Annotated in this window: 18 protein-coding genes; 15 read left to right on the top strand and 3 right to left on the bottom strand. The window is 64.3% G+C overall.

Features of this window, described 5'->3' with window-relative positions:
- From IIB36_12650 to IIB36_12635, 4 genes are all read left to right on the top strand, one after another.
- A partial coding sequence (locus IIB36_12650) for a hypothetical protein (GenBank protein ID MCH7532590.1) occupies positions 1–332 on the top strand: 332 nt, incomplete at its 5' end.
- A 131-nt stretch (positions 333–463) separates the two neighbouring features.
- Positions 464–1,648: a methyltransferase domain-containing protein gene (locus IIB36_12645; GenBank protein ID MCH7532589.1), complete on the top strand. Its 1,185-nt coding sequence runs from the start codon at positions 464–466 to the stop codon at positions 1,646–1,648.
- Between the two features lie 28 nt (positions 1,649–1,676).
- Positions 1,677–2,552 carry a radical SAM protein gene (locus tag IIB36_12640; protein ID MCH7532588.1) on the top strand — a complete coding sequence of 292 codons (876 nt, stop codon included), beginning with the start codon at positions 1,677–1,679 and terminating at the stop codon, positions 2,550–2,552.
- The gene (locus tag IIB36_12635; protein ID MCH7532587.1) at positions 2,549–3,403 is read left to right on the top strand and encodes a metallophosphoesterase family protein; all 855 of its coding nucleotides are present in this window, start codon (positions 2,549–2,551) and stop codon (positions 3,401–3,403) included. Before IIB36_12640 ends, IIB36_12635 begins: the two co-directional genes overlap by 4 nt.
- Positions 3,404–3,415: 12 nt before the next feature.
- Here IIB36_12635 and IIB36_12630 read toward each other — a convergent pair whose 3' ends face one another.
- Positions 3,416–5,338 (bottom strand): hypothetical protein, encoded by a 1,923-nt coding sequence (locus tag IIB36_12630; GenBank protein MCH7532586.1) that lies wholly within the window; start codon positions 5,336–5,338, stop codon positions 3,416–3,418.
- A gap of 89 nt (positions 5,339–5,427) precedes the next feature.
- Here IIB36_12630 and IIB36_12625 point away from each other — a divergent pair, with 89 nt between their 5' ends.
- Entirely contained in the window at positions 5,428–5,712 is a 285-nt protein-coding gene (locus IIB36_12625) for a hypothetical protein (GenBank protein ID MCH7532585.1), read from the top strand.
- Positions 5,713–5,728: 16 nt separating this feature from the next.
- The gene (locus IIB36_12620) at positions 5,729–5,890 is read left to right on the top strand and encodes a DegV family protein (GenBank protein MCH7532584.1); all 162 of its coding nucleotides are present in this window, start codon (positions 5,729–5,731) and stop codon (positions 5,888–5,890) included.
- A 33-nt stretch (positions 5,891–5,923) separates the two neighbouring features.
- On the opposite strand, the gene IIB36_12615 is transcribed toward IIB36_12620, so the two are convergent.
- Positions 5,924–6,439 carry a phosphoribosyl transferase gene (locus tag IIB36_12615; GenBank protein ID MCH7532583.1) on the bottom strand — a complete coding sequence of 172 codons (516 nt, stop codon included), beginning with the start codon at positions 6,437–6,439 and terminating at the stop codon, positions 5,924–5,926.
- A gap of 38 nt (positions 6,440–6,477) precedes the next feature.
- Between IIB36_12615 and IIB36_12610 the strand changes: the two genes are divergently transcribed.
- On the top strand, positions 6,478–6,918 hold the full coding sequence (locus IIB36_12610) for a hypothetical protein (GenBank protein ID MCH7532582.1): 441 nt from the start codon (positions 6,478–6,480) through the stop codon (positions 6,916–6,918).
- Between the two features lie 153 nt (positions 6,919–7,071).
- Here the strand turns inward: IIB36_12610 and rho are convergent, their stop codons facing one another.
- Positions 7,072–8,331, bottom strand: a complete 1,260-nt coding sequence (rho, locus tag IIB36_12605; GenBank protein MCH7532581.1) for a transcription termination factor Rho — start codon at positions 8,329–8,331, stop codon at positions 7,072–7,074.
- A 187-nt stretch (positions 8,332–8,518) separates the two neighbouring features.
- Between rho and IIB36_12600 the strand changes: the two genes are divergently transcribed.
- The 8 genes from IIB36_12600 (at position 8,519) to trxB (ending at position 15,443) form a co-directional block, all read left to right on the top strand.
- Positions 8,519–9,679 carry a site-2 protease family protein gene (locus tag IIB36_12600; GenBank protein MCH7532580.1) on the top strand — a complete coding sequence of 387 codons (1,161 nt, stop codon included), beginning with the start codon at positions 8,519–8,521 and terminating at the stop codon, positions 9,677–9,679.
- A gap of 149 nt (positions 9,680–9,828) precedes the next feature.
- Positions 9,829–10,182, top strand: a complete 354-nt coding sequence (locus IIB36_12595; protein ID MCH7532579.1) for a hypothetical protein — start codon at positions 9,829–9,831, stop codon at positions 10,180–10,182.
- Between the two features lie 14 nt (positions 10,183–10,196).
- On the top strand, positions 10,197–10,979 hold the full coding sequence (locus IIB36_12590; GenBank protein ID MCH7532578.1) for an ABC transporter permease: 783 nt from the start codon (positions 10,197–10,199) through the stop codon (positions 10,977–10,979).
- Complete coding sequence (locus IIB36_12585) at positions 10,976–11,725, top strand: ABC transporter ATP-binding protein (GenBank protein MCH7532577.1); 750 nt, start codon at positions 10,976–10,978, stop codon at positions 11,723–11,725. The genes IIB36_12590 and IIB36_12585 overlap by 4 nt, the downstream gene beginning before the upstream one ends.
- Entirely contained in the window at positions 11,722–12,714 is a 993-nt protein-coding gene (locus tag IIB36_12580) for an MCE family protein (protein ID MCH7532576.1), read from the top strand. The genes IIB36_12585 and IIB36_12580 overlap by 4 nt, the downstream gene beginning before the upstream one ends.
- Positions 12,715–12,791: 77 nt before the next feature.
- Positions 12,792–13,172, top strand: coding sequence for an NUDIX domain-containing protein (locus tag IIB36_12575; GenBank protein ID MCH7532575.1), 381 nt, complete (start codon positions 12,792–12,794; stop codon positions 13,170–13,172).
- Positions 13,173–13,447: 275 nt separating this feature from the next.
- Positions 13,448–14,452, top strand: coding sequence for an NAD(P)/FAD-dependent oxidoreductase (locus tag IIB36_12570; GenBank protein ID MCH7532574.1), 1,005 nt, complete (start codon positions 13,448–13,450; stop codon positions 14,450–14,452).
- A 7-nt stretch (positions 14,453–14,459) separates the two neighbouring features.
- Positions 14,460–15,443: a thioredoxin-disulfide reductase gene (gene trxB / locus IIB36_12565; GenBank protein ID MCH7532573.1), complete on the top strand. Its 984-nt coding sequence runs from the start codon at positions 14,460–14,462 to the stop codon at positions 15,441–15,443.
- Positions 15,444–15,535 lie beyond the last annotated feature (92 nt).

Below are 15,535 nucleotides of genomic sequence, written 5' to 3'. Positions count from 1 at the left end.
TGTTGGCCTCGGCGCGGCCGCTCGACTTCGCGCTGGCCTCGGTCGCGTGGCGCTCCCGCGCCACACTCGACAGCCTGCGCCACGCGCTCGCCCGTGAGGGGCGGGATGTCGTCCTGCTCGAGCCTCTGGCCGACCTGGACCGACCCGCCGACCTGGAGCGCTGGCTGGCCGCGCGCCGGTCCGTGGCGTCCAACGCCCTACGTGAGATTCGGGAGGTCCTGAGCGCGCTCCTCGCCGAGCGGCGCGCACCCGCCTCCAAGTCGTTCTTCACGCCTGCCAAGGCCCCGGCCTTCTCGGCCCACCGGACCAGAGCGCCGCCCGTCGCCGCCTGAACCACCCCGTTCCACAACCTAGCTTGCAGCACCGAGAGACCCGCTCGACGGGCGGCGACGCGCCATCGCCTCGCGCCTGTCCGTAGGCCCTGACACCAACGGGCGCCAGCGCCCATGAGGAGACGACATTGATCGAGACGGACAGCCAGACGTCGGCGGCCGACACCGGCACACAGGAGACCGCCGTTCAGGACCGATACGCCGACGCCGCCCGGGCGCAGGAGGCCGCGCTCTGTTGCCCGGTGGACTACGATCCCAAGTACCTGGAGATCATCCCGGACGAGGTCATCGAGCGGGACTACGGGTGCGGGGATCCCAGCCGCTATCTGAACGAGGGCGAGACCGTTCTGGACCTCGGGAGCGGCACGGGCAAGATCTGCTTCATCGCATCCCAGGTCGTGGGGGCCGAGGGCAGGGTGATCGGCGTGGACATGACACCCGAGATGCTCGAGGTGGCGCGCCGAAACGCGCCGATCGTGGCCGAGCGCATCGGCTTCGCCAACGTCGAGTTCCGCCGGGGCCGCATCCAGGACCTGGCTCTCGACCTGGACCTCTTGGACCGCCGTCTGGCCGAGAATCCGGTGTCGAGCGCAGAGGGGTACCTGGAGATGGAGCGCATGACCTCCCACCTCCGGCTTCTGGAGCCACTCGTGCCGGACGAGTCCGTGGACGTGGTCGTGTCGAACTGCGTCCTGAACCTGGTCGAGACCGACCAGAAAGCGAACCTGTTCCGGGAGGTCTTCCGGGTGCTGAAGAACGGCGGACGGGCCGTGATCTCGGACATCGTGTCCGACGAGCCGGTGCCCGCCGAGCTGATGGCGGACTCCGAGCTGTGGAGCGGCTGCGTCTCCGGCGCGTTGACCGAGGAGGGCTTTCTTGCCGCATTTGAGGGCGTGGGCTTCTACGGCATCCGCGTGCTCGAGCGTCAGTCCGACCCGTGGCAGACCGTGAACGGCATCGAGTTTCGCTCGCTGACCGTCGAGGCCTTCAAGGGCAAGGAAGGTCCCTGTTGGGAGCGCATGCAGGCGGGCGTCTACCGAGGCCCCTTCAAGGAGGTTCTGGACGACGACGGCCACCGCATGGAGCGAGGCAAGCGCTACGCCGTATGCGACAAGACCTTCCGGATCTACGGCCGCGAGCCCTACGCCGAGCACTTCGACTTCGTCGAACCGATGGTCGACGTGCCGCTGGATGAGGCCGAGCCCTTCGACTGCACACGCACCGCCGAGCGCCATCCCCGGGAATCCAAGGGCATGGACTACCACGTGACCACCGACCCCCAGGGAGCGTGCTGTGAGCCGGGCGACCGCTGCTGAGGCGGTAACCGCCGGGGCCACGCCTTCCGTGGCGCTCCGGTCCCTGGACACGCTCTGGTTCCAGGTGGGAGGAACGCTCTGCAACCTGGAGTGCACGCACTGCTTCATCTCGTGCTCGCCCACGAACCACACGCACGAGGTCCTGAGCCTGGAGACGGTGCGCTCCTACCTGGTCGAGGCGGTCGAGCTCGGGGTGAAGGAGTACTACTTCACGGGGGGGGAACCCTTCATGAACCGGGAGATGACCGGGATCCTGGAGGACACGCTGGCGATCGGTCCCGCTACGGTTCTCACCAACGCGACCCTGCTCCCGCCACGAACTGTGGATGAACTGGCCCGGATTGCGGATGGTTCGCTGTACACGCTCGAGCTGCGCGTGAGTATCGACGGCACCACTCCCGAGATGAACGACGCGCTCCGGGGCGAGGGAGCATTCTCGAGGGCCATGGAGGGGATGGAGCGCCTCGTCGGCGCCGGCTTCCTCCCGATCGTGACCGCCATGCAGAGCTGGGACGACTTCGACACGCCGGAGGTGCTCGGGGCTTTCCGAGAGCTGCTCGCGAGCATCGGGTACGCGCAGGCACGGCTGAAGATCCTACCGCCCCTGCGAATCGGGGAGGAGGAGCGGCGTTCAAGAGGCTACTCCGAAAGCGAACGCGTGACGGACGAGATGATGGTCGGCTACGACACCGACCTGCTGTTGTGCGCCCGTGCGCGGCTCGTCACGGCTCGTGGCGTCTGGGTCTGCCCGATCTTGCTCGACTACGAGTCGGGTAGGCTGGGGGACACGGTAGAGGACGCAGTAGCCGCTCCCGCCGTGTTGTCCGAGCAGGCGTGCTACACGTGCTACGTCAGTGGGGCGATCTGCGCGAACATGTCCGGCTATACGAGGGACTTCTCATGAGTCCGAACCGAGCCGTCTCGCCCAACCAGCGCGAATACCGGCGGATCGCCGTCTTCGGCGGGGTCTACTCGAACCATCTCGCGCTCGAGGCTGCCATCGCGGACGCACGGGGAAGGGACGTCGACGAGATCTTCTGCCTCGGCGACCTCGGTGCCTTCGGCCCTCACCCCGACAAGGCGGCGGGCGTCCTGAGAGAGGCCGGTATCCCGATCGTCCGCGGCAACTACGACGACTCCATCGCGCGCGGGCTGGACGACTGCCAGTGTGGGTACACCGACCCTCGCGACAACCAGTTCGCGCGCCTCTCGTACCAGTACACGTTCCGGAACACTTCGGCCGAACATCGGGCGTGGATGGGCACCTTTCCGAGCGAGCTGCGCTTCCAGCTAGGAGACCTTTCCGTGGTGGCATGTCACGGGAGCCCTCGGCAGATCAACGAGTTCTTGTGGGAGTCCACAACGCCGACGCACTTCCTGCAGAAGCTCGCGAGTGATTGCCGCGTGGACGTGATTCTGGGCACCCATACCGGCATCCATTGGACGCGGAGTTGGAGCGATCTTGGTGCCTCGCCCTCGAGCGGGGAGGCCTCAGGCGGCGCTTACGTCAACGTCGGGGCCTTGGGCCGCCCCGCGAACGATGGGCGAACGGAAGTCTGGTACGCCGTGCTCGAGGCGAATGGGCGCGAGCTGTCGGTCCAGTTCGTCCCTGTCCCGTACGACCACCGAGCACTCGCGGTTGAGATGCGGTCGGAAGACCTGCCAGAGGAGTTCGTGCAGACGATTCTCACCGGTTGGTGGACGACGTGCCTCGAGATCCTCCCGGGGAAGGAGCGGTCGCGGGGCGAATTCTAGACAGCGCCCCCCTCAGCCGCCGTTACCCCCGCCTCCCCTGCCTCCCCGGCCTCCGCGTCCTGGCAGGGTCGGAGGGAGGCGCAGAGAGCGGGTCTGACGCACGAGTTCCTTGAATAGGTCGTCGCTGCGCAGGTCGTCCCAAACGGGATCCCACCTCAGGGTCAGCAAACCCCGCTCGCCAAGCTCTAGCGCCATCATGAGGTGTTCCAGCGCAGCGTCATGGTTTCTCGCGCCGGCATACGCCGCCGCGAACTCTACATGCGCCACAGCGCGCCCTTCGTCCTGAGCCGTCTCGAGGCGATCGAGCGTCCAGTGCCAGTATCCATGAGCACCGTCCTGACGCACCGCTTCCCGAAGGCGAACGACCTCCTGCTCACCCGGTGCTCCGGTCGCGCCCGACCGTTGCCATCTGGATACGACATCCACCGCCCCGGAGACGTTACCCTCGGACACCTCCGCCCTCGTGAGCATCTCCCACGCCTGTCGGACGTGCGGTGAAGCGACGACGACGTTCTCGAGCACCCGTCGGGCCTCGGTGAAGCGACCAGAGCCCATGAGCCGCCGCGCCGCGAGCGCCTGCTGCTGCCCGTCGTCCCCGTCCCCGAGCATCAAACGACGTCGAACCTGGTCCTCGATGCGCTGACCCAGGCCCGTCACCGCCGAGACCCAAGCGTCGTCGAAGTTCGCGAGATCGATTCGGATCGAATCCGATGTTCCGGGAATCATGACCATTCGCACCGTATTCGCCTCAGTCGTGGCGGATGCCGACGCCGAAATCCCCGGGATCACGAGTGGGATCGACCGTTCGATGTACGAGAATACCTCCCTCGCTTCGATCGACTGCAGGTCCATCGCGAGCGCCTCCGCTGCTTCCGACCGGGCCGTCTCGAGCTCACCCGGGTCCATCTCGCCGTCTTCCATGCCGACCAAGAATCGGGCACCCGCGAGACCGGCCATCGCAGGCGCAAAGTCCGGGTCGTTCTCCAGCGCATCCGAGAAGTACTCGAACGCCATCCGGTACCCTTCCGGGGTCCCGCGATCATACTCGTGCTTGCCCCTGAGGTACGCTTCCTGAGCCGCCGGCTCCGCGTTCATCCCCGTGCGCTCGAACAGCTCCTCTTCGTGCTCGCTGTCGATCTCTCGAGCTACGGCGTGGGCGATCTCGGTCTGGAGGGCGAGCGCGTTTCCGACCTCCCTGTCGAACTGAAGCGTCTGAATGTGCGAGTCACTCGGCGCGTGGATAATCTGGAGCGTGATCCGTACCTGATCTCCGGAGCGGTTCACGGAGCCCTCGATCAGAGCGTCCACGCCCAGCTCGCGTCCGATCTGCGGCGCCGACTTCCTGGTGTCGGTGTACTGCATGACCGAGGTCCGCGACACGACGCGCAACTCCGGGAGCTGGCTCAGCTTGGCGATGAGTTCCTCGTGCATGCCCGCAACGAAATACTCCTGACTCCCGTCGGGTGAGAAGTCGTTGAGCGGAAGCACCGCGATCGAGCGAATCGGTGCCGACGGGTCGTACTCAGCGAGTGGCTCCCGCAAGGCGATTCCACCATCGGCGAGATCGCTCGCCGGGGCAAAGACTCCGGCGGCGGTCAGCCAAACCCCGAGTCCGCTCACGACGCCCACCGTTACGACCAGGAGCGCGAGCCTGGGAATCACGCTGCCGGCCGCACCCCCTTCGGTCCGTTTGATCCCTTCCGTCGTGATGTCGAAGATCCACGCCACGACCGCCGCCGGCGGGAACCCCAGCGCGAGCACGATCACCAGGATGCGGAGCGCGTTTTCGCCCAGGCCGAAGGCGGGGAATACGGGGTCCGCCAATTGAAGAACCACGAATGCGGCTGCGGCGTACCCGAGGGCGAAACGCACCACGTGGCGGCGGCGCATTTCGGCCACGAATCGACTCAGGCCTGACGGTTGTTGTTCGCTCATGATGTTGGTTGGACGTAGCGGTCGGAGCGAAAGTTAGGTACACATGCATCGGTCACGTGTTCAGGTGTGAACGGGTCGTCACCTCGGAGATGTCCCGCGTTGCTGTGCCTTCGTACAGTGACCTCGCTCCGCTCGATCGTCTCGCGGCGATTCAGGTCGGCTACAACAACCTGTACGGCCGCTCGGCTCGGACCGCTGAGGGAGCTGGGGAACTCGCTCATCGTGATCCGCTCCGACGGCGTCTCGAAGATGCCGATTCCGCGACTCTCGGTGGCCGGCAAGGTCGACCTGTCAGCAAGGCACGGGGCATGGACCACGCGGAGGAGGAGCTGATGAAGCAGCTCCGTCAACGCATCCCCGAGGGCACCGAGTAAGGTTCGCTTCGGGGTCGTGCATGTCGGCGCTCCCCAGGTCGTGGGGCCTGTGACGACCCGGCTGCGCGCAAAGTATGGGGATCACATCGAGGTGCTCGCAGCGCCGGTCACGTCCGTGATCGCGACCCACCTGGGCACCGGAGCTTGGGGCGTGGCCTATGTGGTCGAGGATGATTAGCGGCCCCCTCGACAGAGGGCCCACCACGGTCGACTAGTCCACCGCGTCCCCGTACCGTGGGTTCGCGACAAACTCGTCGTCCTCCAAGAGATGGTGATCCCAGGGAAGGACGACTTCGGCATCGGTCTCCAGCGCGAAGTAGTCCGGCTTGTAGCCACGTGTGCGCGCGAAACTGGTGGCGGTCCGGACCTCGATGGGGTGGGTGTCGCGCACCGCGGCGAGCGCGAGCCGAAGGGTCGCTCCGGAGGTGGTCACCTCGTCGACGATCAGCACCCGTTGGCCCTCGACCTCGCGCGGCGCCGCCGAGAGGATCTCCGGACGCTCACGCACGTCGTCGTCGTCAGCCTTCCTCGAGATTATCATCGAGTAGAAGTCGACGCCGAGAATTGTCGCCACGACCGCGCCCGGGACTGCTCCCGCTCGCGCGATGCCGACGACGACGTCGGGGTCATAGTCTCGAGCCACCTTGAGCGCGAGCGCGCGACAGAGTTCTCCGAACATCTCCCAGGAGAGGTCCAGGTACTCGAACGATGATTCGATGGGCGACATCGTTGCAACTACCCCGCCCTTAGGTGATCCTTCCCGCCATGTCCGAAGACCGTACGGCAGAAGCCGACCGCCGCCTTCAGGAAGTTCTCGAATCTTCCGGTGCGCGCGACCCCCGTGAGTTCTACCGGAACAGGCTGCGCGAGCTCAAGAGTGCCGATGCCTCCGCGTATTCCGCAGCGGTCGCCTACTACAAGGACCGGCTAATCCCGGAAATCGCCGCCGGCTCCGTCGACCCACTCATCGCGTGGGCCGAGTACGGCCGCATGCTCGCCGAGTCGCTCGCTCCGGGCCGAACCGTGAGCATAGATACCACCGGGTGCGCCCACTCCTACGAGTCACCAGCGTCACCCGACCGACTCGTGCTCCACCTGCCGCAGAATCAAGGCGTGCGAGCCCTCCTGGTCAGCCTCCCCGCCACGCTGAGCCCCGCTCAACGAGCCACCTACGACGTCCTAATCTCCGGCAAACAACGCACCTAATCCACACCTAATCCCCAAAAGAGGAACGCTGCCGGAGCTGAGGAGCCGGGGTCCTTCCCGCAGCGACATTGCGTCGTGGCAGGGGGAAGGGAAGTGCGGAAAACGATGCCTGAGCGAAGGGAAGGATCCCGGCTCCTCAGCCATCCCCCAGCGCTATTCCCCCCGAGCCATGGAGTCCAAGAACTCCTGATTGGTCTCCGTCTCCCTCATCCGCGAAAGCAAGAACTCGATCGCTTCCGCCGGAGTCATGTCCGCCAAGAAGTTCCGGAGCAGGTAGATGCGGTTGAGCTCCGTCTCGCTGAGCAGCAACTCCTCCTTCCGTGTGCTCGACCGGTTGAGATCGATCGCCGGGAAGATTCGCCGGTCGGAGATTTCGCGATCCAAGAGGATCTCCAGATTTCCGGTGCCCTTGAACTCCTCGAAGATCACTTCGTCCATGCGGCTGCCGGTCTCGATGAGCGCGGTGGCGATGATCGTGAGGGATCCGCCATCCTCGATGTTCCGCGCCGCGCCGAAGAACCTCTTCGGCTTCTGTAACGCGTTCGCGTCCACGCCTCCCGACAGGATCCGGCCCGAGTGCGGCATGGTCGTGTTGTAGGCGCGCGCCAGCCTGGTGATCGAGTCGAGCAGTATTACGACATCCTTCCCGTGCTCGACGAGCCGCTTCGCCTTCTCTATCACCATGTCCGCGACCTGGACATGACGCTCGGCGGGCTCGTCGAAGGTTGACGAGATGACCTCGGCGTCGACCTGCTCCTCCATGTCCGTGACCTCTTCGGGTCGCTCGTCGATGAGCAGCACGATGAGATGCACGTCGGGCTCGTTGATGGCGATCGAGTTGGCGATCTCCTGAAGGATCGTGGTCTTGCCCGCTTTAGGGGGGGACACGATCAGGCCTCGCTGGCCTTTCCCGATCGGGGCGATCAGGTCGATGACGCGCATGGAGAGACTTCCCCGCTCGCCGGGCACTTCGAGCCTCAGTCTCTCCTCGGGGTAGCGAGGCCGGAGATTCTCGAAACTTTCCCGATTCTTCGCATCCTCCGGGTCGAGGCCGTTCACGCCTTCGACCTTGAGAAGAGCGAGGTATCTCTCGCCACTCTTTGGGGGACGAACCTGTCCGCCGACCATGTCGCCGGTACGCAGATCGAAGCGCTTGATTTGCGACGGACTGACGTAGATGTCGTCGGGACCGTACAGATAGTTCCAGTCCTGCGAACGCAGGAAACCGTACCCTTCCGTGAGGATCTCGAGGACCCCTTCTCCGCGAAGAACCACCTCCGATTCGAGCAGGCCTTGCTCGATCTTGAAGATCAGATCTTGCTTGCGGAGGCCGGTGAAGTCGCTGATGTTCAACTCTTCCGCGAGGTCGTGTAGCTCCCCTGCGCTCTTGCTCTTTAGCTCTGCGATGTCCACGAGGGAGGGCTCCGATGAGTGTGGACTACAACTGCCGGGTGGGCCGGGGTACTGCGGCGTGGAAAAGAGGAATCGAGGGAGGGGTCGCGAATGCCTAGTCGGTGCCGGCTGAGGTATGTTCCCTCAACTCGGGGACCTGCCGGGCGTAGTAGACCTGGGGAAATTTGATGGGATTGAGGCCACGTTAATGGCTCTCAGAAAGGCGGTCAAGCCTGATCTGGATCTGTGGCTGCCTCTTTTGTCCGAGTACAAGCTGACCTCTCTTCCCCACGACATGCTGCTCGAGGGCACGCTCCGCGAGGATCTCACGGAGGCATCCCCGGAAGTACAGGCGATGCTTCAAGCGTGGCCGGCCTCCGCCCACTTGAAACACGAGGGCGACCGCACACAGGTCGCCCTGGTATACCACGCGACCGATGAACGAGGTCGGGGGCCGTGGGTCCACTTGGCGCTCTTCGCTGCCACGATGGTCACGACGTTGGCGGCTGGCGCTCTCATGGTCGGAGTCGATCCGCTCGCCACGCACGTCTTCCGCTTGGGCGAGATGGAGATCCCATACCCGACCCGTGTCAACTTGACCGAGCTCGTGCTGGGGGCGTCGTTTGCGCTCCCGTTCATGGGCGTGCTGCTCGCGCACGAGATGGGGCACTACGTTGCCGCTAGAGTGAACCGGGTCCGCGCGACGCTACCGTACTTCATCCCGTTCCCGCCGTACTTCTCGATCATCGGGACCGTGGGCGCGTTCATCCGCCTCAAGGGGCCCACCATCCGGCGAGCGATCCTCTTCGATGTCGGGGCGGCGGGCCCGTTGGTGAGCTTTGCGCTGTCGTTACCCCTGCTCGCCATCGGACTGGCGCTCTCTCAGGTCGCACCAGGTCGCGCCACCATGGAGACCCCGTTCGTGATCCAGTTCGCCGGTCAGCCGTTGTGGCTCGGGAACGGCGCGATCATCCACGTGCTCGCGACCTGGCTCGCACCCGGCGTGCTGGGCGAGACTCCGATCCTTCTGCACCCCCTCGCGTTCGCGGGTTGGCTGGGCTTGTTCGTGACTGCGTTGAACCTGCTCCCGTTCGGACAACTCGACGGTGGGCACATCGTGTACGCGCTCCTACCCAAGTATCAGGGGAAGGCGGCGCGCCTCTTCATGGTCGCCCTGTTCCCGCTCGGCTTTCTTTGGTGGGGTTGGTGGGCATGGGTGTTGCTGATCGTAGTGCTGCACCGGGGCCGAATAGACCACCCCACAGTAGTGCAACCGGAAGAGAGTATTGGACGTGCGCGCAGGAGCTTGGGGTGGCTGCTGGTCGCGATATTTTTCCTGACTTTTGTTCCAGTACCGCTGAACATTTAGCGGAAAAGTCCAGAACGGACATTCTGCGAGACCGTTCCCGGCGTTACGCTTCAGCCGAAGTGACGAATCGAAAACTTGACATTTGCTTGTCGCCGAGGAAACATTCGTTTACGAATTTCATGGAAACCCACCTCTGCAGAGGAGTCGGGTTGGCGCGTCACAATCGCGGGGGTAGGGGAGCCGACCAGCGGGGCTTCGAGTACGACGTGAGTTACCAGCCGGATTGGCTGAAACTGGTGAAGGTCACACGCCAGCTCGAAACCGGTCGACAGTCGACGAAGACCCTCTTCCGGAATCCGGTGAATGGGCCTCGGGCCGAGCTTGGCGATCGCGTCCGCACGCGGATCACCTCGCGTGACCAGGCGTTGGATTTCGAGGTGGTGCTGACGGACCCGAGGGCCGCGGTGAAGCGGATTCGCATCTCGTACGCGCTACCCGATGGCCACGGCAGGGAAGAGGAGGTGGAGTTCACGCTCGAGAGCGAGGACGCTCCCGGCGGGTAGGACTCACCCTCCCCATGCCCTACCTGGTTCACCCGATCCGGGCCGTCGGACGCACGACGCTGCGTACCGTCGCCGCCGTTGGACGGGCGGGGTATCTCGCCGTTGACGCCGCCCGGGCGCTTCGCAAGGGATCGCTGTGGGCGCCGCACCTACTTGGGCAGATGGCGAAGATCGGAGTCGACTCGGTCCCGATCGCGCTCTTTGTCGCCTTGTTCACAGGCGTTGTACTCGCGCTGCAGGCCTCGTACACGTTCACGGGTGCCGTTCCGCTGTACTTCGTAGGCGGGCTCGTAAGCAAGACCATGTTGTTGGAACTCGGGCCGGTCCTCACGGGGCTGGCGCTCTCGGGGAGAGTGGGTGCGAACATCGCTGCGGAGGTCGGCGCGATGCGGGTCACCGAGCAGATCGATGCTTTGGAGACCCTGGCGTACGATCCCGTGGCCTACCTGGTCGTTCCGCGTGTCATCGCGGGTGCGATCATGTTCCCGGTCGTCGTGATCTTGGCGGACGCGCTGGGGATCGCGGCAGGGCTGGGCACCGCCATGGTCAGCCTCGACATGTCCTCGTTCGAATTCTTGAAGGGGGTTCGTCTCTTCTTCACGCCCTGGGACGTCTGGTTCTCGGTCATCAAGTCGGTCAGCTTCGGCGTGACCGTCACGTCGGTGGGGTGTTTCTTCGGCTTCCACACGACTGGCGGGGCCGAGGGCGTGGGCCGCGCGACCACACGGGCAGTCGTGGTGTCGACCATGATCATTCTGGCTCTGGACGCCTTCTGGGCGGCGACGCTCTTACAATGAGCATCGAGATGTTCGATGTCGAAAAGGCGTTCGGCACGAAGCAGGTCTTGAAGGGCTTCACGCTCACGATCAACGAAGGTGAGACGCTTTCCATCATCGGCGGTTCGGGTTCGGGCAAGTCTGTCGCGCTCAAACACATCGTCGGCCTTCTGCGCCCGGATCGCGGTGAGGTATATGTCGATGATGAGAACGTCAGCCGTCTCGATCAGGAGTCGCTGTACGGGCTGCGCCGGAACGTGGGGTTCGTGTTCCAGGCCGCGGCGCTCTTTGATTCGATGACGATCGCGGAGAACGTGGGCATGGGCCTGAGGCGAGTGCGGGACACGAGCGACGAGGATATCGACCAGCGTGTGGCAGAGTGTTTGCATTTGGTCGACCTTGAGGGATATGAACAGAGGCTCCCGTCCGAGCTGTCCGGGGGACAGAGGAAGCGAGCCGGCTTCGCTCGTGCCATCGCCACGCGACCCAAGTACATGCTCTACGACGAGCCGACGACGGGTCTCGACCCCGTGACCACGGCAGTGATCGATGAGCTGATCGTGCGCATGTCGGATGAACTCGGAGTGACCGGGGTAGTGATCACTCATGACATGAAGAGCGCTTTCCGAATCTCTGACCGCGTCGCGATGCTCTACGATGGAGGTATCCGTTTTGAAGGCACACCTGATGAGCTACGGATGTGTGAGGACCCCGTCGTGAAGGGGTTCATCGAGGGCAGGCCAAAGCTGATGGGACTCGCGCCATGAGCCCCGGCCGCGAGTTGCTCGTCGGCTTGGTGATCATCGTCTCGGGCTTGACCGCGGTGCTTGGCACGCTGTGGCTCAAGGGCACGAATTTCGGGCGACCGCAGATCGAGGTAAGCGTGCTGCTTCGGGGAGTGGGCCAGCTCAATGAGGGGAACGCCGTCAAATATCTCGGCGTCCGGATCGGGCGCGTCGACGACATCACCGTCGACGGTATAGCGGTCCGCGTCTCCCTCTTGCTCGACCAGGACATGGTATTGCCGCCCGATCCGGCGGTGGTTCTCGGACCTGAGTCCCTGTTCGGGGATTGGCAAGCCGAAATCGTGAGCAGGGTGGAGTACCCGCGCTTCCCATTCTACGACGTCCCGGAGGGTGAAAGCCCGAACGTGCTCGGGGGGTACGCGCTGCCTGAGCTTTCCCATCTGTCGGCGTCGGCCGATCTAATCTCGGAAAACCTCGCCGACCTCACAGACCGGCTCGGACTCGCGTTCAACGATTCGACCGCGGCCGCGTTTGCCTCGGCGATCGCGAATCTGGATACGATCAGCCTCGAGATCCGGGCTTTGGTCGTGCAGCAGTCTGCGATCGCGAGGAGCGTCACCGCGAGCGCGGACACAGCGCTGTTCGAGATCGAGCGAGCAGCCACTGTGGCGCGCCGCTCCTTCGAACGCATCGAATCGATTCTCACCGACGCGCAGATCGACACGATCGTCGCGAACGTGCGAGTCGCATCCACTGGGATTCAGGAAATTGTCACGAATCTCGCAGAGTCGACCGGCGGCATCGCGGCCACGATCGAACGCGCCGACTCCACGTTCGCCCGTCTCGATCGGATTTCGGCTCGGATCGAGTCCGGCCAAGGCGCGCTCGGTCGTCTGCTGGTCGACAGCACCCTCGCGATTCGCGCCGAGGACGTGCTCGCTCAGATCGACCTGCTCTTGCAGGACCTGCGTGAGAACCCGCGCAAGTATGTTCGGCTCTCGATCTTCTGACTTCCTACGTGTCGACGAGTCGGCCGATCAGGGTCGAGAAGAGCGCGGGGGGAGTAGTCCTGCGAGAGATCGGGGGTGTGACACATGCCCTTGTGATCCGAGATCCGTACCGGAACTGGGGCTTGCCCAAGGGCCACCTCGAGGACAACGAGACCTCAGCCGGGGCGGCGCTTCGCGAGGTGGCGGAAGAGACCGGCCTCGAGGACCTCCGGCTGGGTCCCGAGCTCGTCACCATCGACTGGCACTTTCACGCCCAGGGCGTCCACATCCACAAGTTCACCACGTTCTATCTGATGTATTCGGATGTAGGCGACCCCATCCCCGAGAAAGCCGAAGGGATCTCGGACTGCCTGTGGATCCCACTCGCGGAGGCGGACAAGAAGATCACCTACGACAACGCTGGCGAGGTGATGAAGGTCGCTCAGCAAGTGGTCTCTGAGGGCTTCGAGAGCAAATGAGCGACAGCACGCAGCTCACCGTCTGGCGCGCTGTCGAGGCGGTGGCTTCTTCTTCGGTTTCGCCGGCTTGCTGATCGGCGTCCCCATCGCCGCCGGTCTCGAGCTGCTGGTCGTTCGCGGTCTCGCGCGATACCAGACCTCCGATTTGTATCGCGGCGGGGGTGTCACGACCCGGACCTGAGGACCGTTGGACCGGCTTTGTCGCACGGTTACACTAAGTGGCTGTTGAAGAAGCAGCGCGGGTCGCGTGCGGACAACAGCCTTCCAGTGACCTCATGGCAAACGAAATCCGGGACATTACCATCGTCGGAGGGGGCCCTACCGGGCTCTTCGCCGCGTTCTATGCGGGCATGCGCGGCTCCTCGTGCCGGATCATCGACTCGCTTCCCGAGCTGGGTGGTCAGCTCACCGCGTTGTATCCCGAGAAGTACATTTTCGACGTCGGCGGTTATCCGAAAGTGCTCGCGAAGGACCTCGTGAAGAACCAGGTCGAGCAGGCGCTCCAGTTCGATCCCGAGGTGGTTCTCGACGAACAGGTGCAGGAGGTCGTCCGGAAGGAAGACCACTTCGAGATGCGGTGCGTCCATGGCACGTACCTGACGCGGAGTATCGTGATCACGGGCGGGAAGGGCGCCTTTGAACCGATGCCGCTCAAGTGCCCCGGCTATGAAGAGCTGATGCACAGAGGTGTCGAATATTCGGTCAGAGACCCAGAGGCGTTTCGCGACAAGAATGTCGTGGTTGTCGGCGGTGGGGACACCGCGCTCGACTTCGTGCTCATGCTCAAGGGCGTGGCGAAGACGATGGCGCTGGTGCACCGCCGCGACGGTTGGCGCGCGCACGCAGCCTCGGTCCAGCAACTGGAAGCCGCCGCGGCAGCGGGCGAGGTCGACCTGCACACCTTCCACGAGGTTCGGGAGATCCACGGCACCGACGTCGTCGAGAAGCTTACCATCTTCGACAACCGCACCGACGAGGACGTGAGCCTGGACTGCGACTGCGTGCTCTCCTGCCTGGGCTTCAAACCCGACCTCGGTCCCATCAAGGCCTGGGGGCTCGAGGTCGAGAAGAATCGCATCAAGGTCGACCAGCTCATGGCGACCAACCTTACGGGTGTCTTCGCCGCTGGGGACGTGGTCGACTACGAGGGGAAACTCGATCTCATCGCTACGGGTTACGCCGAAGCCGCGATCGCCGTGAACAATGCCGTTCACTATGTGGACCCGACTGCACGCGTAAACCCGGGCCACTCCACCAATATGAAAGTCTTCAAACAGTAAGAGCACTATGACCGACATCGAAGTCCGGGCACGGGAGACCGTCGTCGTCATCGGATCCGGACCGGCTGCCTGGACCGCCGCGATCTATGCCGCACGTGCCCAGATGGAGCCGTTCGTCTTCGAAGGCGCGGGCAGCCGCACCATGATTCCTGGCGGCCAGCTCATGTTCACGACCGAGGTCGAGAACTACCCGGGGTTCAAGGAAAGCGTGATGGGTCCGGACCTCATGTTGGAGATGAGGGACCAGGCATTGCGCTTCGGGACCCGGTCGGTCTGGGAAGACATCGTCGAAGTCGACTTCGATCAGTATCCGTTCCGGCTCGTGTCCAGCACCGGCACGGAGGTTCTTGCCGACTCGGTCATCCTCGCGACGGGCGCGAACGCCAAGTGGCTCGGCGACCCGAACGAGGAACGACTAGCGCAGTCCGGCGGTGGCGTGAGCGCATGCGCGGTCTGTGACGGTGCGCTACCCCACTTCCGCGATCAGAAGCTCGCGGTAATCGGTGGTGGGGACTCGGCGATGGAGGACGCGTTGTACCTCACCAAGTTCGCCGAGGAGGTCGTGATCGTGCACCGGCGCGACGAGTTCCGAGCCTCGAAGATCATGGCTGAACGCGCGCTCGCGGATTCCAAGATTCGTGTCGAGTGGAACAAGGTGGTCACTGACGTCGTCGGCGAAGAGACCGTCACGAGCCTCAAGCTGGAGGACACCGTGACTGGCGAAGTGAGCGAGATCGAGGTCGGAGGGCTCTTCGTGGCGATCGGCCACACGCCGAACAGCGCGTTCCTCGCGGACGCCGTGAAGCTCAAGGACAACGGGTACGTTGAGACGCCGGTCCCGTGGCGGACGCAGACATCCGTGCCCGGCGTCTTCGCGGCTGGCGACGTGATGGACGATTTCTACCGTCAGGCGGTTACGGCCGCTGGCACAGGCTGTATGGCGGCTCTCGAGGCCGAGCGTTGGCTCGCGCACGGCGGTGGCAGTCTGTGAGCGATTACTTTAGCAGCCCGTGGTAGAAGTACAGCGGGCCGCGTTATGGTGCCACGGCTCCAGATCCTAGGCGGGGCGACGACGCCATAGCC

Source organism: Gemmatimonadota bacterium (genome assembly GCA_022560615.1).
GTDB lineage: Bacteria > Gemmatimonadota > Gemmatimonadetes > Longimicrobiales > Gaopeijiaceae > UBA1138.
Note: the sequence above shows the minus strand (reverse complement) of the source record. Positions and strands in the feature narration are given on the sequence as shown.

Coding starts and splice junctions, on each gene's coding strand:
- IIB36_12635 (MCH7532587.1), top strand. CDS start 2,549: ATGAGTCCGAACCGAGCCGTCTCGCCCAACCAGCGCGAATACCGGCGG.
- IIB36_12580 (MCH7532576.1), top strand. CDS start 11,722: ATGAGCCCCGGCCGCGAGTTGCTCGTCGGCTTGGTGATCATCGTCTCG.
- IIB36_12610 (MCH7532582.1), top strand. CDS start 6,478: ATGTCCGAAGACCGTACGGCAGAAGCCGACCGCCGCCTTCAGGAAGTT.
- IIB36_12625 (MCH7532585.1), top strand. CDS start 5,428: ATGTCCCGCGTTGCTGTGCCTTCGTACAGTGACCTCGCTCCGCTCGAT.
- IIB36_12630 (MCH7532586.1), bottom strand. CDS start 5,338: ATGAGCGAACAACAACCGTCAGGCCTGAGTCGATTCGTGGCCGAAATG.
- trxB (MCH7532573.1), top strand. CDS start 14,460: ATGACCGACATCGAAGTCCGGGCACGGGAGACCGTCGTCGTCATCGGA.
- IIB36_12570 (MCH7532574.1), top strand. CDS start 13,448: ATGGCAAACGAAATCCGGGACATTACCATCGTCGGAGGGGGCCCTACC.
- IIB36_12615 (MCH7532583.1), bottom strand. CDS start 6,439: ATGTCGCCCATCGAATCATCGTTCGAGTACCTGGACCTCTCCTGGGAG.
- IIB36_12590 (MCH7532578.1), top strand. CDS start 10,197: ATGCCCTACCTGGTTCACCCGATCCGGGCCGTCGGACGCACGACGCTG.
- IIB36_12585 (MCH7532577.1), top strand. CDS start 10,976: ATGAGCATCGAGATGTTCGATGTCGAAAAGGCGTTCGGCACGAAGCAG.
- IIB36_12600 (MCH7532580.1), top strand. CDS start 8,519: ATGGCTCTCAGAAAGGCGGTCAAGCCTGATCTGGATCTGTGGCTGCCT.